The 19995-nt window shown below is 71.7% G+C and carries 23 protein-coding genes, 1 other RNA gene and 1 pseudogene; 11 read left to right on the top strand and 14 right to left on the bottom strand.

Annotation, left to right across the window (positions count from 1 at the left end):
• Positions 1-16: 16 nt before the first annotated feature.
• Positions 17-367: a hypothetical protein gene (locus ABIC70_RS03715; protein WP_170867474.1), complete on the top strand. Its 351-nt coding sequence runs from the start codon at positions 17-19 to the stop codon at positions 365-367.
• Between the two features lie 54 nt (positions 368-421).
• Here ABIC70_RS03715 and ABIC70_RS03710 read toward each other — a convergent pair whose 3' ends face one another.
• The 3 genes from ABIC70_RS03710 to tlpA form a co-directional block, all read right to left on the bottom strand.
• Positions 422-2179 carry a carbamoyltransferase family protein gene (locus ABIC70_RS03710; protein ID WP_354438894.1) on the bottom strand — a complete coding sequence of 586 codons (1758 nt, stop codon included), beginning with the start codon at positions 2177-2179 and terminating at the stop codon, positions 422-424.
• A 60-nt stretch (positions 2180-2239) separates the two neighbouring features.
• Positions 2240-3436, bottom strand: a complete 1197-nt coding sequence (gene nhaA, locus ABIC70_RS03705) for a Na+/H+ antiporter NhaA (protein ID WP_043379344.1) — start codon at positions 3434-3436, stop codon at positions 2240-2242.
• Positions 3437-3505: 69 nt separating this feature from the next.
• The gene (gene tlpA, locus ABIC70_RS03700) at positions 3506-4147 is read right to left on the bottom strand and encodes a thiol:disulfide interchange protein TlpA (protein ID WP_043759741.1); all 642 of its coding nucleotides are present in this window, start codon (positions 4145-4147) and stop codon (positions 3506-3508) included.
• A gap of 42 nt (positions 4148-4189) precedes the next feature.
• Between tlpA and argH the strand changes: the two genes are divergently transcribed.
• From argH to ABIC70_RS03680, 4 genes are all read left to right on the top strand, one after another.
• Entirely contained in the window at positions 4190-5569 is a 1380-nt protein-coding gene (argH, locus tag ABIC70_RS03695) for an argininosuccinate lyase (protein WP_075381087.1), read from the top strand.
• A 209-nt stretch (positions 5570-5778) separates the two neighbouring features.
• Positions 5779-6270 (top strand): P-loop nucleotide/nucleoside kinase family protein, encoded by a 492-nt coding sequence (locus ABIC70_RS03690; protein ID WP_354438893.1) that lies wholly within the window; start codon positions 5779-5781, stop codon positions 6268-6270.
• A 190-nt stretch (positions 6271-6460) separates the two neighbouring features.
• Complete coding sequence (locus ABIC70_RS03685) at positions 6461-6742, top strand: hypothetical protein (RefSeq protein ID WP_043351095.1); 282 nt, start codon at positions 6461-6463, stop codon at positions 6740-6742.
• 108 nt (positions 6743-6850) lie between these two features.
• Entirely contained in the window at positions 6851-7564 is a 714-nt protein-coding gene (locus ABIC70_RS03680; protein WP_354438892.1) for an invasion associated locus b family protein, read from the top strand.
• A gap of 20 nt (positions 7565-7584) precedes the next feature.
• On the opposite strand, the gene ABIC70_RS03675 is transcribed toward ABIC70_RS03680, so the two are convergent.
• Both ABIC70_RS03675 and ABIC70_RS03670 read right to left on the bottom strand, forming a co-directional pair.
• Positions 7585-7872: a hypothetical protein gene (locus ABIC70_RS03675; protein WP_043351096.1), complete on the bottom strand. Its 288-nt coding sequence runs from the start codon at positions 7870-7872 to the stop codon at positions 7585-7587.
• Positions 7873-8277: 405 nt separating this feature from the next.
• Positions 8278-8955, bottom strand: coding sequence for an HAD family hydrolase (locus tag ABIC70_RS03670; protein WP_111473528.1), 678 nt, complete (start codon positions 8953-8955; stop codon positions 8278-8280).
• A gap of 220 nt (positions 8956-9175) precedes the next feature.
• Here ABIC70_RS03670 and ABIC70_RS03665 point away from each other — a divergent pair, with 220 nt between their 5' ends.
• Entirely contained in the window at positions 9176-9496 is a 321-nt protein-coding gene (locus ABIC70_RS03665; protein ID WP_043351099.1) for a hypothetical protein, read from the top strand.
• A 69-nt stretch (positions 9497-9565) separates the two neighbouring features.
• On the opposite strand, the pseudogene ABIC70_RS03660 reads toward ABIC70_RS03665, so the two are convergent.
• Positions 9566-10027, bottom strand: a pseudogene (locus tag ABIC70_RS03660) (PAS domain-containing protein); the annotation flags it as partial.
• 187 nt (positions 10028-10214) lie between these two features.
• Here ABIC70_RS03660 and msrA point away from each other — a divergent pair.
• Positions 10215-10871: a peptide-methionine (S)-S-oxide reductase MsrA gene (msrA, locus tag ABIC70_RS03655; protein ID WP_043379331.1), complete on the top strand. Its 657-nt coding sequence runs from the start codon at positions 10215-10217 to the stop codon at positions 10869-10871.
• A gap of 3 nt (positions 10872-10874) precedes the next feature.
• Here msrA and ABIC70_RS03650 read toward each other — a convergent pair whose 3' ends face one another.
• From ABIC70_RS03650 to fumC, 6 genes are all read right to left on the bottom strand, one after another.
• Positions 10875-11036: a hypothetical protein gene (locus ABIC70_RS03650; RefSeq protein ID WP_164706358.1), complete on the bottom strand. Its 162-nt coding sequence runs from the start codon at positions 11034-11036 to the stop codon at positions 10875-10877.
• A gap of 165 nt (positions 11037-11201) precedes the next feature.
• Positions 11202-12122 carry a penicillin-insensitive murein endopeptidase gene (mepA, locus tag ABIC70_RS03645; RefSeq protein ID WP_043351108.1) on the bottom strand — a complete coding sequence of 307 codons (921 nt, stop codon included), beginning with the start codon at positions 12120-12122 and terminating at the stop codon, positions 11202-11204.
• A 144-nt stretch (positions 12123-12266) separates the two neighbouring features.
• Positions 12267-12893 (bottom strand): ParB-like protein, encoded by a 627-nt coding sequence (locus ABIC70_RS03640; protein ID WP_043351110.1) that lies wholly within the window; start codon positions 12891-12893, stop codon positions 12267-12269.
• An 81-nt stretch (positions 12894-12974) separates the two neighbouring features.
• Complete coding sequence (locus tag ABIC70_RS03635; RefSeq protein ID WP_170861819.1) at positions 12975-13199, bottom strand: ribbon-helix-helix domain-containing protein; 225 nt, start codon at positions 13197-13199, stop codon at positions 12975-12977.
• 10 nt (positions 13200-13209) lie between these two features.
• Positions 13210-13413: a DUF4169 family protein gene (locus tag ABIC70_RS03630; protein WP_354438891.1), complete on the bottom strand. Its 204-nt coding sequence runs from the start codon at positions 13411-13413 to the stop codon at positions 13210-13212.
• Between the two features lie 55 nt (positions 13414-13468).
• The gene (fumC, locus tag ABIC70_RS03625; RefSeq protein ID WP_179697493.1) at positions 13469-14878 is read right to left on the bottom strand and encodes a class II fumarate hydratase; all 1410 of its coding nucleotides are present in this window, start codon (positions 14876-14878) and stop codon (positions 13469-13471) included.
• 121 nt (positions 14879-14999) lie between these two features.
• Between fumC and ABIC70_RS03620 the strand changes: the two genes are divergently transcribed.
• Positions 15000-16388 carry a cytochrome P450 gene (locus ABIC70_RS03620; protein WP_354438890.1) on the top strand — a complete coding sequence of 463 codons (1389 nt, stop codon included), beginning with the start codon at positions 15000-15002 and terminating at the stop codon, positions 16386-16388.
• Between the two features lie 210 nt (positions 16389-16598).
• On the opposite strand, the gene ABIC70_RS03615 is transcribed toward ABIC70_RS03620, so the two are convergent.
• On the bottom strand, positions 16599-17228 hold the full coding sequence (locus ABIC70_RS03615; protein ID WP_354438889.1) for an SspB family protein: 630 nt from the start codon (positions 17226-17228) through the stop codon (positions 16599-16601).
• Positions 17229-17293: 65 nt separating this feature from the next.
• Positions 17294-17675: a transfer-messenger RNA gene (gene ssrA, locus ABIC70_RS03610) on the bottom strand.
• A gap of 78 nt (positions 17676-17753) precedes the next feature.
• Between ssrA and ABIC70_RS03605 the strand changes: the two genes are divergently transcribed.
• From ABIC70_RS03605 to ABIC70_RS03595, 3 genes are all read left to right on the top strand, one after another.
• A complete protein-coding gene (locus ABIC70_RS03605) occupies positions 17754-18521 on the top strand; it encodes a CPBP family intramembrane glutamic endopeptidase (RefSeq protein ID WP_354438888.1) in 768 nt (255 codons plus the stop codon).
• A 77-nt stretch (positions 18522-18598) separates the two neighbouring features.
• Positions 18599-19393, top strand: coding sequence for a thymidylate synthase (locus tag ABIC70_RS03600; RefSeq protein ID WP_043348249.1), 795 nt, complete (start codon positions 18599-18601; stop codon positions 19391-19393).
• Entirely contained in the window at positions 19390-19881 is a 492-nt protein-coding gene (locus ABIC70_RS03595) for a dihydrofolate reductase (protein WP_354438887.1), read from the top strand. Before ABIC70_RS03600 ends, ABIC70_RS03595 begins: the two co-directional genes overlap by 4 nt.
• The last annotated feature ends 114 nt before the right edge of the window (positions 19882-19995 follow it).

Genomic DNA, 19995 nt, shown 5'->3' with positions numbered 1-19995 from the left:
ACGGGAGATCTTTCGCGTGTCCTTGAACGGTTCCTTCACGATGATTCGCGCTGGGGCCGCAGCCCTCGCGGCGACCCTGGTGCTCGGGGCGGTCGCCCCGGCCACCGCCCGCGACCAGACCGGTGCCATCGTCGGCGGCCTCGCGGCCGGCGTCGTCGGCGGCATGGTCGGCAGCGCCCTCGTCAACGGCGCGAACCCGCCGCCCCCGCCGCCCCCGCCGGAGTACCGCCCGCGCCGCGTCGTGGTCGAGGAGCCCGAGACCATCGTGGTGCGCGAGCGCCGCGGCCCGATCTGCCACTACGAGCGCCGCAAGGAATGGCTCGGCGACGGCGAGTTCACCTACCGCCGCGTCGAGGTCTGCGAGTAAGGCATCCGCGCGGTCGCGCGACCGGCGCCGCGTCCCCCGGGGGCGCGGCGCTTTTCATTTCACCACCAGCCAATCCTCGACCACGAGGGCGTCGAGGCCGGTGGTGTAGAACATCAGGATCGCGTCCTCCGCGCCGTGGAGGATCGGCTTGCCCATCACGTTGAAGCTCGTGTTGAGCAGGATCGGCACGCCGGTGATCACCGCGAAGGCGCCGATCAGGGCCGCGTAGGCCGGGTTCCGCGCCGCCGTGACGCTCTGGAGCCGGCCGGTCCCGTCCGCGTGGACCACGGCCGGAACCCGGGCCCGGACCGCCTCGCGCCAGACCAGGGTGCGCTCCATGTAGGGGCTGTCGGCGTAATCCTCGAACCAGTCCGGCCCGGCCTCGGCCAGGATCGACGGCGCGAACGGCCGGAACGCCTCCCGGTACTTCACCTTGGCGTTGAGGTCGTCCTTGGCGCCCTCCGGCCGCGGATCGGCCAGGATCGACCGGTTGCCGAGCGCCCGGGGCCCGAACTCCGCCCGGCCCTGCACCCAGCCGACGAGGCCGCCCTCGGCGAGGATCCGCGCCGCCGCGCGTGTCGCCTCCGCGTGGCCGACGCGCTTGGCGCGCGGCTCCTGCTCGGCGAGCCGCTCCATCGGGCCGGTGGAGACCCGCGAGCCGAGATAGGGGGTCAGCGGACGCTGCGCGTGCGGCGGTCCCGCCCAGTCCGGATGGTCCTCCGCGTAGGCGAGCCACGCGGCGCCCACGGCGTTGCCGTCATCCGCCGGGGCGGAGGGCACGTGCAGCCGGGTGAAGCCGGAGCGGCCGAGCACCCGGCCGTTGTAGGAGGAGTTCAGCCCGCAGCCGCCGGCGATCACGAGGTTTTCGGTGGGCGCCAGGGCGTAGGCTTCGGCCACCAGCGCGTCCATGAGGGTTCCGAAAAGATCCTGGCCGCAGCGGGCGAGATCGGCCCAGCCGGTCTCCAGGGCGTCCGCGGGGCGGCGGGCGCGGATCTCCGCGGCCACAGAGCGGATCGTCTCCGCGTCGGCATAGCGCAGGCGGTGGCCCTCGACCGTGCAGAGCCGGCCGAGCAGCGCGGCGAGATCCGGATCGGACCGCCCGTAGGGGGCGAGCCCCATGATCTTCCACTCCTCGCCCTTCACCTGGTCGAAGCCGGCGAGATCCGTGATCAGCCCGTACAGGAACCCCAGCGAGCCGCGCCCGCGATGGCGGCGCAGCTCCGTGATCCGGCCGCCCTCCAGGCGGTGGATCGCCGCCGCGCCGGTCTCGCCCATGCCGTCGACCACCAGGGCCGTGGCCGTGTCGAAGGGGCTGCCCCAGAGGCCGTAGGCGGCGTGGCAGAGGTGGTGCGGGTAGCGCCGCTGCCCGGCGATGGTCGCCCGGGGCGCCGCGCCGGTGATCCGGGCTTCCTGGTTCAGGGCCAGCAGGGTGCCGTGGCCGGCCCGCTCCTGCGCGCCGTGGAGGTCGGCGATGAACACCCGCTCGGCCTGCTCGGGCACGAAGGAGCGGTTGAGCGCCGTGGTGTGGGCGGACAGCGCCATGAGGTCGAAGGCGCCGGTGCCCGCCTGACCACGTAGGAAGTCGGTGAATTGCGGGCCCCAGCTGGAGGCGACGACGAGTTCGGAGCCCGGCGGGACGTGGTCCTTCAGCAGCGACGCCATCACGGCCGGGGCGTCCGGCTCGCAGTTCGGCGCGCGCTTGTACTGCAGGACCCGCTCCGCCGCCTCGGCGAAGAGCAGGGTGCCGTCGGGCCCGACCAGGGCGAGGGCCGGGTCGTGGAAGGTGGTGGCGAGGCCGAGATAGAAGCGCATGCCGACGCGGGGTAGCGCATTTTTCCGCGCAGCGGATCCCGCCTCGTGCGCGGGACGCCGCTATCGCGTGGCGGTCCGCGGCTTGGCCAGCAGCAGAATCGCCGCGCCGGCGAGCCCCGACAGGACCGAGCCCGCGAGCACGCCGAGCTTCACGGCGGTCTCGTGCTCCGGATCCGGGAAGGCGAGGCCGCCGATGAACAGGCTCATGGTGAAGCCGATGCCGCACAGCACCGCGACCCCGTAAACCTGCCCCCAGCCGGCCCCGGCCGGGCGCTTGGCCCATCCCAGCGCCACCGCCAGCCGGAGGCTCGCGAACACGCCGGCCTGCTTGCCGAGGAACAGCCCGGCCGCGATGCCGAGCGTGACCGGCTGCAGCAGGGCCTCGGGGGTGAGGCCGGAGAGGTCCACGCCCGCATTGGCGAAGCCGAAGACCGGCACCACCAAGTAGGTGATCCAGGGGGCGAGGGCGTGCTCCAGCCGGTGCAGGGGCGAGAGCGCATCCTCCGGCCGGCCCGGGCTGACCCGGATCGGGATGGTGAGCGCGAGCAGCACGCCCGCGATCGTCGCGTGGATCCCGGAGCGCAGCACGAGGACCCAGAGCACGAGGCCGAGCAGCCCGTAGGCCGGAAGCCATCCGATCCCCGCCCGGTTGAGGCCGTAGAGGGCGGCCACCACCAGGGCGGCGAGCCCCAGCATGGTGAGGTCGAGGCCGGAGCTGTAGAACAGCGCGATCACCACGACGGCGCCGAGATCGTCGACGATGGCGACCGCGCTGAGGAAGATCTTGAGGGAGACCGGCACCCGCGATCCGAGGAGCGCCAGGACCCCCAGCGCGAAGGCGATGTCGGTGGCCGCCGGGATCGCCCAGCCCCGCAGGGTGCCGGCGCCGAGATTGGCCAGGGCGTAGAAGGCGGCCGGCACCGCCATGCCGCCCAGAGCCGCGCAGCCGGGCAGGATCCGGTCGGGCCAGGTGCGCAGCCGCCCGTCGAGGGCCTCGCGCTTGATCTCCAGCCCGACCAGCAGGAAGAACCCGGCCATCAGGCCGTCGTTGATCCAGTGCTGGACGCTCATCGGCCCGAGGGCCGCGTGGAGCCCGTGCGCGTAGGTTTCGGCGAACGGCCCGTTGGCGACGACGAGCGCCAGGGCGGCGGCCGCCATCAGGATCAGCCCGCCCACCGCCTCGCCGGCGAGCAGCGTGCGGATGATCGAGAGGGGGCGCGGGCCCCGCCTCCGCGGCGCGGTGTGGGGAGATGTCATCGCGGCAGGCCTTGCCGCGCATCCCAGGTGGGCGCAAGGGCGCGACCGTAACCCCTATGGCGCCAACCTCTATGACGTCCGTCCCAGCGCCGCGCGGATCAGGGCCAGCCCGTCCGGGCTCGACCACGCGGCCGGTCCCTTCATCACCCCGAGGGTGCAGCCCTGCGCGTCGATCAGCATCGTGGTCGGCAGGCCGGGCGATTGCGTGTCGCGCTGGATGATCGGAAGCACGCGGCCCCCGGGATCGGCATAGAAGGCGAGGTCGCGGATGCCGGCCTGCTTCAGCCAGGCCGGCGGCGTCTCGAGGTTGCGGGTGTCGACGTTGATGGCGACGACCTGGAAGTCGGGCCCGCCGATCTGCGCCTGGAGCCGGTCGAGGGCCGGCATCTCGGCCTTGCAGGGGGCACACCACGTCGCCCAGAGATTCACGAGGAGCAGCCGGCCCTTGAGGTCGGCGAGGCCGGTCTCGGCGCCGTCCGGCCCCTTGAAGCGGATGTCCGGCGCGGGCCGGGCCTGCGTCAGGGCCTGCATGGCGGCGACCTCGCCCTTCGCGGCGGCGTCGACCCGGGCGAGGGCGGGCTTGGCGGCGGCGCAGGGCTGAAGGGCGCCGCCCATGTTGCCGGGCAGGAGACCGCTCCCGTATAGGGCGAGGCCGAGGACGGCGAGCGCGGCGACGCCCGCGCCGGCCAGGATGGGCGTGCGGCCGGGCATCAGGCTCGGGCCTCGGGACGGTCAGGGCGCGGAAGGATCGACATGAGCAACCGGATGTGGGGCGGCCGCTTCGCGAGCGGCCCGGCGGAGATCATGGAGGAGATCAACGCCTCCATCGGGTTCGACAAGCGCCTCGCGCCCCAGGATATCCGCGGCTCGCTGGCGCATGTGGCGATGCTGGGCCAAGCCGGCATCCTGCCAGCGGAGGATGTGGCCGCGATCGAGGCCGGGCTCAAGTCCGTGCGCGACGAGATCGAGGCCGGCACCTTCACGTTCAAGCGCGAGCTCGAGGACATCCACATGTCCGTGGAGAGCCGCCTGACCGAGATCGTCGGGCCGGCCGCCGGCCGCCTGCACACGGCGCGCTCGCGCAACGACCAGGTCGCCACCGACATGAAGCTCTGGGTGCGCGACACCCTGGATTCGCTCGACCAGCAGGCCGCCGACCTGCAGCGCGCCCTCAGCCAGACGGCGCTGCAGCACGCCGGCACAGTGATGCCGGGCTTCACCCATCTCCAGTCGGCGCAGCCGGTGACCTTCGGCCACCATTGCCTCGCCTATGTCGAGATGCTGGCCCGGGACCGGGGCCGGTTCCGCGACGCCCGGGCGCGCCTCAACGAGTGCCCGCTGGGCGCCGCGGCGCTCGCCGGCACCTCCTTCCCGATCGACCGGCACGCCACCGCGGCGGCGCTTGGCTTCGACCGGCCGACCGCGAATTCCCTGGATTCCGTCGCCGACCGCGACTTCGCCCTGGAGGCGCTGGCGGCGGCCTCGATCTGCGCGGTGCACCTGTCGCGCTTCGCCGAGGAGCTGGTGGTCTGGACTTCGGCCCAGTTCAACTTCGTGCGCCTGTCGGACGGCTACACCACCGGCTCGTCGATCATGCCGCAGAAGCGAAACCCCGACGCCGCCGAGCTGGTGCGGGCCAAGAGCGGCCGGATCATCGGCGCGCTGACCGGCCTGCTCATCGTCATGAAGGGCCTGCCGCTCGCCTATTCGAAGGACATGCAGGAGGACAAGGAGGGGACGTTCGACGCCCTCCAGGCCCTGTCGCTGTGCCTCGCCGCCATGACCGGCATGGTGAAGGATCTGGAGCCCAACGCCGAGGTGCTCAGCCAAGCGGCCGGCTCCGGCTACGCCACCGCCACCGACCTCGCCGACTGGCTGGTGCGCGAGCTCGGCCTGCCGTTCCGGCAGGCCCACCACGTCACCGGCCGTCTCGTCGGCGTCGCCTCCGCCAAGGGCGTCGGGCTCGAGGCGCTGTCGCTGCCCGAGATGCAGGAGGCGGAGCCGCGGATCACCGATGCGGTCTACGCGGTGCTCGGCGTCGCGAACTCGGTGGCGAGCCGCACCAGCTACGGCGGCACCGCGCCCGACAACGTCCGGCGGCAGGCGCAGGCCTGGATCGAGCGGCTGGGCTGAGCCGGCGCGCCCCCGCGGGCCTCCGCCGCTCCTGGGTGCTCCTTGGCAGTGGCGCCCGGCGGATGTCAGAGTGGGTTCATGACCTTGTCGATTCACGGCGGAGGGGCCGCGTTGCGCGGGCGAATTCGGAACCCGGCCTGATCCGTCAGGCCGGGCCGACCCGCCCGTGAGCGCCCCGCGGCCGTCGCGCCGCATCCAAGGTCCCCGCCATGCCCACCCACGTCCCGACTCTGCACCTCGTGTGCGGCAAGATCGCCGCCGGCAAATCGACGCTGACCGACCGCCTGGGGCAGCAGCCCGGCACGGTCGTGGTCGCGGAGGATCACTGGCTCGCCCGGCTCTATCCCGGTGAGCAAATCTCCCTGGCCGACTACGCGCGCAACGCGGCGCGCCTGCGCGACGCGATGGCGCCGCACCTCGTGGCGCTGCTGCGACTCGGCCTCTCGGTCGTGCTGGACTTCCCGGCTAACACCGTCGCCAGCCGGGCCTGGATGCGGACCCTGTTCGAGGCGGCCGGCGTCGCCCACCAACTCCACGTCCTCGACGTGCCCGACGCGGTCTGCAAGGCCCGCCTCCGCCTCCGCAACGCCGAGGGTGCCCATCCCTTCACGGTGACGGATGCCGAGTTCGACCTATTCAGCCGCTACTTCGTGCCGCCGGACCCGGAGGAAGGCTTTACCCTCGTCGTTCACCGGGCGTAGCGCGGGCTGGGGGGCGTTTCGCTCCGCCGACAGGGCGGCGCCCCGATCGCCTCGGGCCCGATGACGGGCGCCCGGTCATCCACAGCGCCCATTAAAATTGTGCATTGCAACCCTCGGCCCGCCCGTGCGTTCAGCGTCTGGATAAGTCCGCTCAGCTACAAGCTTCGCCGTTCGGATCGGAGTTCGCAGGATGCCTGTCGAGAGTTGGCTTAACCCGGAGGACGTGCCGGATTTCGCGGCGCATGCCACGGCGATGATCGACGCCGCGTTGACCGGGTCGGGCCTGACGCGCGAATCCTACTGGGCCGCGGTCCGCAAGGGCTACAACACGCCCTACAACGATCCGCCCCGCAAGCGCGCCGCGTCGGCCCAGCCGGACGCGATCGCGGTCCCGGCCGGCCAGGCGGTCGAGCCGCTGCCGGTTCCGGCCGGACTGATCGCGGCCCGGGCGACGGAAGCCCGCGCGGTCTGATGTTCGAGAGATCCGGCCTCGCCATCTTGCCGACGTTTTACGCAAGCTTCACTAATCCCGATCCCCGGTCCGGCTCCTGACGGAGCCGCCCGTCGTCAGGAAGTGAAGATGGTCCGCGTTTCCCGCTCGCTCCCGGTCGGAGCTCTCGCCCTGCTCGCATCCGGGCTGGCCACCGGTTTGCTCGGCGGGGTCGGCCTGTCGGCGACGACGGCCCATGCCCAGGAGTTGGCGCAGGCCCCGGATGCCGGGGGCGGCGACGCGGCCCCGAGCCGCCGGGGGCGGCGGCATGGGCGCGAGCGGACCAAGCGCGCGGAGAAGGCGGCGACGCCGCCCGGCATGCAGCAGGCGACGCCGGTGGCGATCTTCGGCGACTGGAACGTGTTCGTGAACGGCGACGGCCGCAACAAGCTCTGCTACGCCATCGCGCAGCCGCAGACGCGCTCGCCCAAGACCCTGAAGCGCGACACCGCCTATCTGTTCGTGAGTGTGCGCAAGGGCGAGAACGTCCAGAACGAGGTGGCGGTGATGCTGGGCTTCCCGTCGAAGCCCGCGGCCTCCCAGATCAAGCCCGGCTCCGCGGCCGCGCCCACCGATCCGAGCCTCAACCTCGGTGCCAGCCGCTACGGCCTCGTGGTGAAGGACGGCAATGCCTGGCTGCAGAACCCCGCCGAGGAGGCGCGGGTCGTCTCGGAGATGAGCGCCCGCAACCCCAAGCTCGTGATCAAGACCACCTCGCTGCGCGGGAACCCGACGAGCGACGAATACGCCCTCGGCGGGTTCGCGGAGGCCCTGAAGCGCACCCGCGACGAGTGCGGCCGGTAGCGCGCGGGGTGGCGCGCGGGTCAGGCCCGGCGCAGCGCGGGGCGATGCGCCCGCGCGGCCGGCCGGCTCGGGGCACGCATGCGCGCGCGGGCTGCCCGGGCCGCCTGCTCGGCCGTGCGGAACACGGCGCCGTCGAGACCGTCGAACGCGCGCGCCGATGAGAAGAACCGGACGCCGCGCCCCTCGGGCACGGCGATCCCGGCGGTGACCTCACCGATCTCGATCACCCGGGCCGGTTCGGCAGGTCCGATGGCCGGGTCTGCGAAATCGGGACGGTCTTCGGGCTGGAACTCTGCGAGACTGTGCATCGGACTGGGAACTCCCTGGGCCGGCATATCGCCGTGCCGGATCGCGTGGGCTGCTGCGGACGGTCGGCGGGGCTAGCGTCGACAGCGCCGACGGGCGGCGGGGCAGCAGGGCGCGTTCAGGAGCGGGTGTCGAAGGGACGGTGTTCGCGGGACCATCGGATGTCCTCCAGACTGAAGGACCGCGCGGCACGGGGCCGTCGCAGTGCTTTAGCGTTTGATCACGCGGCGCAAGCTACGCTTCTCAAATCACCGCGGCCGGACCGGCGGAGCGCCCGGGCGTTCAGCCCGGCCGGCACCTTGAAAATGGGCGTGGCGCCGCACACCGTCAACGGAACGGACTTCCGATTTTCGGTGCCCGCCTGGCAGGAATCCGGTCCCGGCCGCGCTCGGGGGAGGCGGGATCGTTCAGGCGGCGGCGATCACCGCGGCGAGGTCGGAGAAGTCCGAGAAGATCCGGGTCGCGCCGGCCTCCGCGAGGCCGGTGCCTGCCGGGTCGTGCCCCCAATGGCCGCCCCCGGTGAAGCCCGCCACCCGCATGCCGGCGCTCCGGGCCGCCGTGACGCCGGGCACGCTGTCCTCGATCACCAGGCAGGCGGCCGGAGCGGCGCCCATGCGCGCGGCGGCGAACAGGAACAGGTCGGGGAACGGCTTGCCCCGTGCCACCTGGGCCGAGGAGAAGACGTGGTCGCCGAACAGCGGCAGCAGCCCGGTCAGGGTCAGGGAATGGCGCAGCCGCACCGGGTCGCTGCTCGACGCGACGCAGACCGGCAGGCCCACGGCGGCGACCGCCTCGGCGACGCCGCGCATCGCCCGCAGCTCCGCGTCGAACAGCGCCAGGGTCTCGGCCTTCACCGCCTCGACGAAGCCGGCGGGTGCGGCGACCCCGTAGTCGCTGGCGATATGGGCCATGATCGAGGGCATCGCGGTGCCGGTGAAGCGGGCCCGCACGGTGGCGAAGTCGATATCGACGCCGATCCGGTTCAGTCCGGCCGTCAGGCAGGCGAGGCTCAGGGGCTCGCTGTCCACCAGAACGCCATCGCAATCGAAGATCACGAGGCCGAGATTCGTCGCGCGCGCGTTCAAGGTCGACCGCTCTCCCGCGGCCCGCCGCCGCGGGGCGAGCCTGTGGCACGGGCCCGGCGACCCGGCAACCGCGCGGATCGACGCTCGCCCCGGACGCGCCGCAGACGCGCCGCTGGCGCTTGCACCTTGCGGTCCGGACCCATACTCCCGGGGCGGGCGCCCTCGGGCGCGCCGGCGAAAGCCCAAACGGTCCGTAAGGCAAGGCTCAGAAGGCCCCGCGATGTTCCGCTTCCTGGCCCGCGTCCTGGGCTTCCTGCTGATGGCCGGCGGCTTCGTCGCGCTGATCTATGACGGCGCCCGTTCCATCGCCAACAACGGCCTGCGGGTGACGCCCCTCTCCGACGTGATCGCCACCCTGTTCAAGGACAAGGCCAGCGCCCTGCAGGGCAGCGTGGAGGGGGCGGCGCCCTGGCTCTGGCACATCCTGGGCCTGCCGCTCACCCTGGCGCCGGCCTCCCTGATCGGCCTGGGGCTCGGCGCGGTGCTGCTCTGGCTCGGCCAGCCGGGCCGCGAGCCGATCGGCTTCCTGACGAAGCCCTGACGAAGTAATGACGAAGCCCTGGCGCTCGGGCGCGGCCTAACGGCCCGCGAGCCGGGCCTCGGCCTCCGCCAGCGCCCCCTTCAGCCGTTCGACCTCGGCGGTCAGCGCGTACCGCTCGCTGACGTCGAACTGCGAGGCGAAGAAGTAGACGACCCGGTCCGCCTCATCCCGCACCGGCCCGACATAGAGGGCGTTCTGGAAGGTCGAGCCGTCCTTGCGATAGTTGAGGAGGTCGACCCGGATGTCCTCCTCCCGCCGGATGGCGTCGCGCAGGCGATCGACGGCCTCCGCCTCGGTTTCGGGACCCTGCAGGAAGCGGCAGTTGCGGCCGATCACCTCCATCCGGGTATAGCCGGTCAGCGTCAGGAAGGCGTCGTTCACGAAGACGATCGGGTTGTCGTGCTGGGCCGGATCCGTGATGATCATCGGCATCCGCGTCGCGCGCACGGCTGCGGCGAACGGATCGCCCCGCTGCGACCCCACCTTCACATTGTCCGGCACGTGGCTCGTGGCAGTCCCGCCCGTCTCCATGCGGATCAGCCCTTCCCAACGCCGCTCGGAGCGGCCATTCGATCAGTGTCTCTCGGGGGTACAAGCCGGAATTCGCGTCCGAGGTCCAGTCTCGCGTCAAGGTTTCGCGTCGCCGGGCCGCCGAACGCTTTTCTGGCCGCCTCCGCCTCCCCATATCGGCGGGAGTTCGACACCGGAAGGCAAGCCGATGTTTTCGTTCCGCAAGCGTCCCGAAATGCCGGCCCCGGCCGACGCCCTGCCGGGCCGCCCGACGCCGGTCCCGACAGCCGAGACGCATTTCGTCAACGGCAACCCGCTCAAGGGGCCGTATCCGCCGGGCATCGAGACGATCGTGCTGGGGCTCGGATGCTTCTGGGGCGCCGAGCGGCGGTTCTGGCAACTGCCCGAGGGCGTGTTCGTGACGGCGGTCGGCTATGCCGGCGGCTACACGCCGAACCCCACCTACGAGGAAGTCTGCACCGGCCAGACCGGCCACAACGAGGTCGTGCTGGTGGCCTTCGATCCGGCGGTGCTGTCCCGGGAGGCGGTGCTGCGGACCTTCTTCGAGAGCCACGACCCGACGCAGGGCATGCGCCAGGGCAACGATGTCGGCACGCAGTACCGCTCCGGCATCTACACCGTCGGCCCCGACCAGGAGGCCACGGCCCGGGCCGTGCGCGACGCCTACGCCGAGGCGCTCCGGACGCGCGGCTTCCCCGACGTCACCACCGAGATCAAGCCGCTGGAGCGGTTCTATTTCGCGGAGGCCTACCACCAGCAGTACCTCGCCAAGAACCCGGCGGGCTATTGCGGCCTGGGCGGCACCGGCGTCAGCTGCCCGGTGGGAACCGGCGTCGCCGCCTGAGCCTCACGGGCTCCGTCCGTCGGGCCGCGTCTGCGGGCCCGGCAACGGGGCGGCGCTGCCGTGCGGCGGCGGCGTGCTGTTCGGGCTGCGGAGCACGATCAGCACGCTGCCCAGCACCGAGAGGGCGACGGCGGTCGCGAAGAGGATGAAGAGCCAGCGGGGCATCCGCAGGCGTTAGCACATCGCGTCCGGCGCGCCGAGCGACCAGTCTCGCCGGGCGGATCGTTTCCGCGCCGCTCATCCCCTCGGCGGTGCCACCGTCAGCGCGGGTGGCGCGCGGACGGGTCGCCTCGCCCGCGATGGCGGCCGCCCCGCCTCCGCGCCTCCGCCCTACGGCGCCTTCAGAACCGCCCGGCAGGCGTTGGGGAGCGCGGCCATGGTCATGGCGGGCTTGGGTTTCGGCGGCACCTTCGGGGGCTTCGGATGCAGCACCGCATCCGAGAACCAGTAGCTGAGGTCGTCGCAGCCGTCGCCCGGCGGCGGCGCGCCCTGCGGCTGGCAATCCTCCTGGCCGGCCGGACAGGCGAGCCGGATATGGTAGTGGTAATTGTGCCCGTACATCGGGCGCACCTTGGACATCCAGCGGCTGCCCGCGGCGTCGCGGCACAGCGCCTTCTTGATCGCCGCGTTGACGAAGATGCGCTCCACCTCCGGCTGCTCGGCGGTGACCTTGATCAGTTGCAGGTGCGTCGGCGTCCAGACCTCCGGATCGATGTCGAGGCGGTCGCGGCGGACCATGTCGGTGGCCGAGGTCTCCTCGCGCTCCGCCCGGCTCATGCGGTGGTCGGGCATCGGCGTCAGCCAGACATCGGCGTCGATGCCGATCTGGTGCGAGGCGTGGCCGGTGATCATCGGGCCGCCCCGGGGCTGGGCCATGTCGCCCACGAGGAGGCCGGGCCAGCCGACCCGGGCCGCCTTCTGCGACAGGCGCTCGATGAAATCGACGAGGTAGGGCGTGCCCCACATCCGGTTGCGGGACGGGCGCATGACCTGCCAGTTCGGACCGTCCAGCGGCAGCGCCTCACCCCCGGAGAAGCAGCCCTTGGCATAGAAGCCGTAGATGTGCGCCGGCCCGGAGGCCGCCTTGGTGACGCGCCCGAACAGCGCCTTGGCGGGCGTCGAGGGCGCGTCCGGATGCTCCAGGGGCGGCAGGGGCTTCGGATTGACGCTGCCGCGATCCTGGGCCTGCGCGGCGGCGGGCAGGAGCAGGGCGGCGAGCGCGAGGCTCGGGGCGAAACGCGGCATCGGCATGCGGGGGCTGTTCGTCCGGCTGGAGGGGGCGGGCGCGGGCGGCCCCCCCGAACCTCGCCCAGGGGCGGGGCGTTTTTCGGGCAGACAGCCCGCCGCGTCACGCGAAACGGTCGGGCGGATCCACCGCGACGACCCGGCGGCGCCCTAGCGGATGGGGCGGGTCACCGGTCCGCACCAGCCGGGCAGGTAGTCGGCGTCCTTGGATTTCGCCAGCGCCATCGCCCGCTCCAGAGCGGAGGAGAAGTCGCCCTCGATCCGCTTCTCCTTGATGTTCCGCCGCAGGAAGTCGGCCCACAGGAACTCGCTGAACGGGGTGGTATCCTTCGCGAAGCCGCCGGCCCGGCGCAGCTCGCCGGCGAGGCTGCGGTAGGGATCGTCCGCCAGGGCATCGACCGATTTCGGGATGTCCTTGAAGTGCTGGCGCACGCCCTCGGCATCGTAGGGATGCGCCCAGGATTTGTGGTCGCACACCGTCCAGAAGGCGTCCTTGTCGAGGTAGTGCAGGTCGGCCACCACGGTGACGAGCACGCTCTCGACCCCCTCCTCGTGCAGGGCGCGGGAGAGGTGGTGATGATCGATGATGTAATGGCGCTTCTTCGGCCCGAGCAGCGTCGGGATCATATGGGCGCCGAGGAACTCCTCCTTCTTCTCGCCGTCGTATTCCCGCCAGCGCCGCCGCTTCTCCGCCACTTCACGGTAGCCCACCGTCATCTGCGTCGGGCGCAGCTCGGCGATCGGGATTGTTCTGAGCAGCGGCTCTCGGGTGGCCATGGGATCTCCTGACTGCGGGATTTTGTCACGCGCACGTCACAAGCTATTCGGGACCGGCAGATCGGACAGGGCGCGACGCGCTCACGATTCCGGCATCGCGCGCACGGCTTCGAGGACGAAGACCCGGATCGCCGAAGACAGGTTCTGTCCGTCGCGCCCGGCATCGATCGCGCCGATGAGGGCCTGGACGGACTGGCCCCGCGCCTCCGCGATCTCCCGCAGCGCCGCCCAGAACGGATCCTCCAGGGACACGCTGGTGCGGTGGCCGGCGATCATCACGGAGTGCTTGGTGAGGCCGGCGCTCACGGGAGGCGGATCATGCGTTCGGGTCGGAATCCGGCTCGTGCCGCGCGAGGCGATGGCCCTCGTGGCGCTCGGTCTCGAGGGCCTTGCGCCGCTGCTGGAGAATCTTGGCCTTCTTCGGCTGGCCGAAGGCGATCCGGTTGGCCTCGGCCTTCGTGTCGGCCTCGGCACGGGCCTTCGCCTTGCGGATCTGGCGCAGATTGATGATCTCGGCCACGGATCGCCTCCCGTAACCGGCGCGGGAGGCTCCGCGCCGGGACGTCACACAACAATCAGTCGGCGCTCGGCGCCAGCATCGTCTCCGGCCGGACCACGCGCTCGAACTCCGCCTCGGTGACGTAGCCGAGGCGCAGGGCCTCCTGCTTGAGGGTGGTGCCGTTCTTGTGCGCGGTCTTGGCGATCTCGGCGGCCTTGTCGTAGCCGATCGAGGGGGCGAGCGCGGTCACCAGCATGAGCGAGCGGCTCATCAGGTCGGCGATCTTGTCCTCGTTGGCCTTGATGCCGACGACGCAATTGTCGGTGAAGCTCACCGCCGCGTCGGCGAGCAGCCGCACCGATTGCAGCACCGCGTTGGCGATCACCGGCTTGAAGACGTTGAGTTCGAAATTGCCCTGACTGCCGGCGAAGCTCACCGTCGTGCCGTTGCCGATCACCTGGGCGCAGACCATGGTCAGCGCCTCGCACTGGGTCGGGTTGACCTTGCCGGGCATGATCGAGGAGCCGGGCTCGTTCTCAGGGAGCGACAATTCGCCGAGGCCGGAGCGCGGGCCCGAGCCGAGGAAGCGGATGTCCTGAGCGATCTTGAACAGGCCGGCGGCGAGGGCCGCGAGCGCGCCCTGCGTGAACACCAGCGCGTCGTGGGTGGCCAGCGCCTCGAACTTGTTCTCGGCGGAGGTGAAGGGCAGCCCGGTCAGCTCCGCGACCTTGGCGGCGAAGCGCTCGGCGAATTCCGGATGGGCGTTGAGGCCGGTGCCGACCGCGGTGCCGCCCTGGGCGAGCGCCAGGACCCCCGGCAGGGTCGCGGCGACCCGCGAGCCGCCGAGCGCCACCTGGGCGGCGTAGCCGGAGAATTCCTGGCCCAGCGAGACCGGCGTCGCGTCCTGCAGGTGGGTGCGGCCGATCTTGACGATCGACGCGAACGCCTTGGCCTTGGCGTCCAGCGCGCCGTGCAGGTGGGAGAGCGCCGGCAGCAGGCGCCCCTGGATCTCGCGGGCCACCGCGATGTGCATGGCGGTGGGGAAGGTGTCGTTGGAGGACTGGCCGCGGTTGCAATGGTCGTTCGGGTGGACCGGGGACTTGCCGCCGCGCTGGCCGCCCAGCCGCTCGTTGGCGAGGCTGGCGATCACCTCGTTGGCGTTCATGTTCGACTGGGTGCCCGAGCCGGTCTGGTAGATGACCAGGGGGAACTCGTCGTCGTGGCGGCCCTCCACTACCTCGGCGGCCGAGGCCGCGATGGCGTCGGCGAGCGTCGCGTCGAGGGCGCCGAGATCCTTGTTCACCAGGGCGGCGGCCTGCTTCACCACCCCGAGGGCGTGGACGAGCGGCGCCGGCATCCGGTCGGTGCCGATCTTGAAGTTCTGGATCGAGCGCTGCGTCTGCGCGCCCCAGTAGCGATGCGCCGGAACCTCGATCGGCCCGAAGGTGTCGGACTCGGTGCGGGTGGCGGTCTCGGTGGGCGACATCGTGGCCTCTACGTCTGGTGCCGTGCGGTGCCTACTTAAATGAGGCGCGGGTGAATCGCGATGCCGGTTTTCCCGGCACCCCGACAAGAGCGAAGCTCTGTTCCCGCCGGACAAGGAGCCGATGAGCGCGACGATCGATCTGTCCGAACCCGCCGCCCGGTTCCGCCCCGTCGTGCCGCCGCCGCTGAAGGCGCCGCTCGGCCTGTTCGACTTCCTGCGGGCGGCCCGGAAGAATCCGATCACCACCTGGATGGACGCGCATTTCAAGCTGCCGGTGGTGGCGGCCGAGAGCGCGATGGGCCGGATCACCCTGGTGAGCGACCCGGCGCTGATCCGCTACCTGCTCATCGAGAACGCCGACGGCTACCGCAAGGACGACCTGCAGCGGCGTGTCCTCGCCCCGGGGCTCGGCAACGGTCTGCTCAGCGCCGAGGGCGACGAGTGGCGCCTCCAGCGCCGGACGCTGGCGCCGATCTTCAACGCCCGCACGGTCCAGGGCTTTTCGGAGGCGATGAACGCCGCCGGCGCCCGTCTCGGCCGCCGCCTCGTCCGCCGCGACGGCAAGCAGGTCGATGTGGCCCTTGAGATGACCCGCGTCACGCTCGACGTGCTGGAGCGGACGATCTTCACGCAAGGCCTGCCGAGCGATCCCGATGCCCTCGGCCGTGCGATCACGCGCTTCCTGGAAGCGGTCGGGCCGATCGACCCCCTCGACGTGTTCGGCGTGCCCGATTTCGTGCCGCGGATCGGCCGCCTGAGGGCCCGTCCGGCGGGCCGCTTCTTCGCCGAGGTGGTCGATGAGCTCATCGCCCGCCGCAAGGCGCTGATGGCGCGGGGGGAGGCGCCCCGGGACCTGCTGACCCTGCTGCTCGAAGCGCAGGATCCCGAGACCGGCAACGGGCTCTCGGATCTCGCCGTGAAGGCCAACATCGTCACCTTCATCGCCGCCGGGCACGAGACCACGGCCAATTCCCTGACCTGGACGCTCTACTGCCTGTCGCAGGATCCGGCCGCCCAGGCGCGGATCGAGGCCGAGGTCGACGCCGCCGGGTCGGGGGATTTTTCCGCGGAGCGTCTGCCGTTCACCCGGGCGGCGATCGAGGAGGCCATGCGCCTGTTCCCGCCGGTGCCGTTCCTCAGCCGTCAGGCGATCCGGGACGACCGGCTCGGCCGGATCAAGGTGCCGCGGGGCTCGCTGGTCATGGTGGCGCCCTGGGTGCTCCACCGCCATCATCTGCTGTGGGAGGATCCGGAGGCCTTCGTGCCGGAGCGGTTCCTGCCCGAGAACCGCGACACGATTCCGCGCTTCGCCTATCTGCCGTTCGGGGCGGGGCCGCGGATCTGCATCGGCCAGAGCTTCTCGATTCAGGAGGCCGTGATCGTGCTGGCGCATGTGGTGCGGGCGGTGCTCTTCCGGCTGCCGGCGGATCATCCGCCGGTGACGCCGCTCCACCGGGTGACGCTGCGGCCGGAGCACGGCTTGCGCATGGACGCGGTGGCGCGGGGCTAGGCCGGGCCCGGTCACCGTGCCGCGGTGCAGGCCGGCGCCCTTCAGCAGGACGGCCGGAGGGGACGGGCGACCGAATCTGATCGACGGTCTCGAGGGTCGCGGATCGCTTGGCGATCGGGCGCGGGCTCCCCGCAGCCGCCGACAGCATCGACGGCGCGACCGTGTCGTCCCCCGTACGACGCCCGGCCGTCGATCCGGCCCGGGAGACGCTCAGCTCTTCTTGCGGAAGGCGTCCAGGCTCACGACCTCGGCGCTGCCCTCCTCGCCCTCCTTCTTGGCGGCGGGGCGGGGGGCCTTGTCGTCGGGCTTGCCGGCGGCTTTCTCGCCCTGAGCGGCGGGAGCGGGCAGCCCCTTCGGCGCGCCGGAGCCGATCGTGGCAAGACCGGCGCTCTTGGGCCGCACCTCGCCGGGTTCCGAACCGGCCCCGCGCGGGCCGGGCTTGGCCGCCGGGGCGGCGTTCGCCTCCTCGGGGGTCTCGCCGGCTTCGCTGAGATCGAACTTCAGGCCGAACTGCACGGAGGGATCGAAGAAGCCCGACAGGGCATCGAACGGCACCAGCAGCCGCTCCGGCACCCCCGAGAAGGACAGGCCGACTTCGAAGGCGTGCTCGGTGACGTTGAGGTCCCAGAACTGGTGCTGCAGGACGATCGTCATGTCCTGCGGGTACTTCTCCCGCAGGGCCTGCGAGATCCGCACGCCGGGCGCTTCCGTCCGGAACGAGACGTAGAAGTGATGCTCGCCCATCAGGCCCTCGCGGGCCGCGTCGGTCAGCACCTTGCGGACCACGCCGCGCAGGGCGTCCTGTACCAGTAGATCGTAGCGGATGAGGTCGTCTGCCATCTGCGGTTGCGCTCTCGCCCGGTCTGCCCGGCGCCCCGCCGCGGATGGCTGGACCGAGGATTGGAAGTGGAGGCTTCTGTTGCCAGGTGCCTCCGAACCCCGCCTATGCGGTGCTACCCGCTAGGACTTTAGGTCGGTATTGGGGACCGCTTACGCGGCCACCGCCACCGGAGCAAAGTTGTCGTTGGCAACTATTGCAAAGGCCCGATAACGGCGGAACCATGCCGAGCGAAAGTCCAACCTTTACGCCCTCGTCGATCCTATTTCGCCCCCGCCAAAGCCCAGGCTAAGATCACGCGCCTTGCGGCAGCATGTCCTGGGCTTGGGTGGAGGCGCCGGGTACCGCCCCCGGGTCCGATAGGTTTATTGCGAAGAACGTTTATCGCCATAGCCGGCCTCGCGACCGGCTCCCAAGATATAGAGGGGATCGGTCCGGTTTTGAAGCCCGATCGTGTCGCGCCGCTGTCTCATTTGGAGCCTCCGGGTGAGGCTGTTGCCGGAAGCGCGCAGTCGTCTTCCGGCGCGGTGGCCGACGCCCCTCGTCCCGGCATCTGGTCGGCGGCCTGGCATCTCGGCGGGCTGATCGCGCTCGTCGTCTTCTATCTCGGCGCCGCGAGCCTGCTCGCGCTGGCGGTCGTGCGCGTCGGGTTCGATCTGTGGAGCGGGATCGATCCGTTCCTGCCGCCGGAGCGGCGCCCGTTCCTCGGTGCGGTGGAGCTGACCCACCGTGCCTTCGCCACGGACGTCCTGCGTCAGGTGTTCCTCGCCGTTCTGGTGGTGGGTGCGGCCTGGTGGCGCGACCGGACCGGCTGGCGCCGCCGCCTCGCCCTCGACCGCGAGCGCCCGAACGGGATGCGGCCCGTCGCCCTGCTGGGGCTCCTCCTCGTCTGGCCGGTTCTGCACATCGCCTGGGTCACCGGCACCGCGGAACTGTTCGGTGCCAGCTTCGGCCAGCACGTGCGGCTGTCCCCGTTCATGAGCCAGGCCGCGGTGGCGGCGTGGCTCGCCTATCTGGCGATCCTGGCGCCCGTGGCCGAGGAGCTGCTGCTGCGCGGCGAGGCCTTCGCCCGTGCCCGGGCGGTGCTGGGGCCGGCGGGGGCGATCCTGGTCACGGCGGTCATCTTCGCCGCCGCCCACATCTCGTCCTGGGGGCTCGCCCGGCCGGTCTCCCTGCTGCCGCTCGCCCTGGCGCTCGGCTGGCTGCGCTGGCGGACCGGCCGGCTCTGGCCCGGGATCGCCCTGCACGGCTGGTCGAACCTCGCCCTCGTGACCTACCTGCTTTGGCCGGCTTGACCGCCAGCTGGTGACGGCGGTGGACAGATGTCGGCGGCGCGCTTGCCGGCCGTCGCGCCGGCGCGCAGGAATGACCGATGGACGCTTATCAGGACCTGCTCCGGCGCATCCTCGACGAGGGCGTGGCCAAGGACGACCGCACCGGCACCGGCACGCTCTCGGTGTTCGGCCACCAGATGCGCTTCGACCTGTCGGCCGGCTTCCCGCTGGTCACCACGAAGCGGCTGCACCTGCGCTCGATCATCCACGAGCTGCTCTGGTTCCTGACGGGCGATACCAACGTGGCCGCGCTCCAAGCCAACGGCGTGACGATCTGGGACGAGTGGGCCGACGCGCACGGCGATCTCGGGCCGGTCTACGGCAAGCAGTGGCGCTCCTGGGAGAAGCCCGGCGGCGGCACCGTCGACCAGATCGCCTGGGTGCTCGACGAGATCCGGCGCAACCCCGATTCCCGCCGCCTGATCGTCTCGGCCTGGAACCCGGCCGACCTCGACCGGATGGCGCTCGCCCCCTGCCACTGCCTGTTCCAGTTCTACGTGAGCGAGGGGCGGCTCTCCTGCCAGCTCTACCAGCGCTCGGCGGACGCCTTCCTCGGCGTGCCCTTCAACATCGCGAGCTACGCCCTGCTGACCCACATGATCGCCCAGGTGACCGGCCTCGGGGTCGGCGACTTCGTCCACACCTTCGGCGACGCGCATCTCTACCGGAACCACCTGGAGCAGACCCGGACCCTGCTGGGCCGGACCCCGCGCCCGCTGCCGCAGCTGCGGCTCAACCCGGAGGTCCGCGACCTCTTCGCCTTCCGGTACGAGGACATCGCCATTGCGGGCTATGAGCCGCACCCGGCCATCGCGGCCCCGGTGGCGGTATGAGCCCGATCGTCTCCCTGGTCGCCGCGGTCGCCCGCAACGGCGTGATCGGCCGCGACAACGGCCTCGCCTGGCATCTCTCCAGCGACCTGAAGCGCTTCAAGGCCCTGACCATGGGCAAGCCGATGCTGATGGGCCGGCGGACCTGGGATTCGATCGGCCGTCCCCTGCCGGGGCGCCGCACCCTGGTGCTCACCCGGGATGCCGGCTTCCGCGCCGAGGGGGTCGAGGCCGTCCATGACTGGCCCTCCGCGCTGGCGGCCGCCGCCGGGGCGGAGCTGATGGTGGTGGGCGGGGCCGAGATCTATGCGCTCGCGCTCCCGCAGGCCGACCGGCTCCATCTCACCGAGGTCGAGGCCGAGCCCGAGGGCGACGTGCGCTTCCCGGCCTTCGACCGCGGTCGCTTCCGGGAGACGTTCCGCGAGGCGCATCCGGCGGGACCCCGGGACGAGCACGCCTTCGCGTTCGTCGATTGGGAGCGCGTCCGCTGAGGCGCGCCGCCGCAATTGCGTTCCATGCCGCGCATGCCCACCTGCCAGCCTTGACAGCACGGGGCGCGCGCCCGCAGGTGCCTGTCGGGTGCGCGTGCTCACGCCGGGCCTGCG

It is taken from the genome of Methylobacterium sp. 1973 (assembly GCF_040545035.1).
GTDB classification, from domain to species: domain Bacteria; phylum Pseudomonadota; class Alphaproteobacteria; order Rhizobiales; family Beijerinckiaceae; genus Methylobacterium; species Methylobacterium fujisawaense.
Note: the sequence above shows the minus strand (reverse complement) of the source record. Positions and strands in the feature narration are given on the sequence as shown.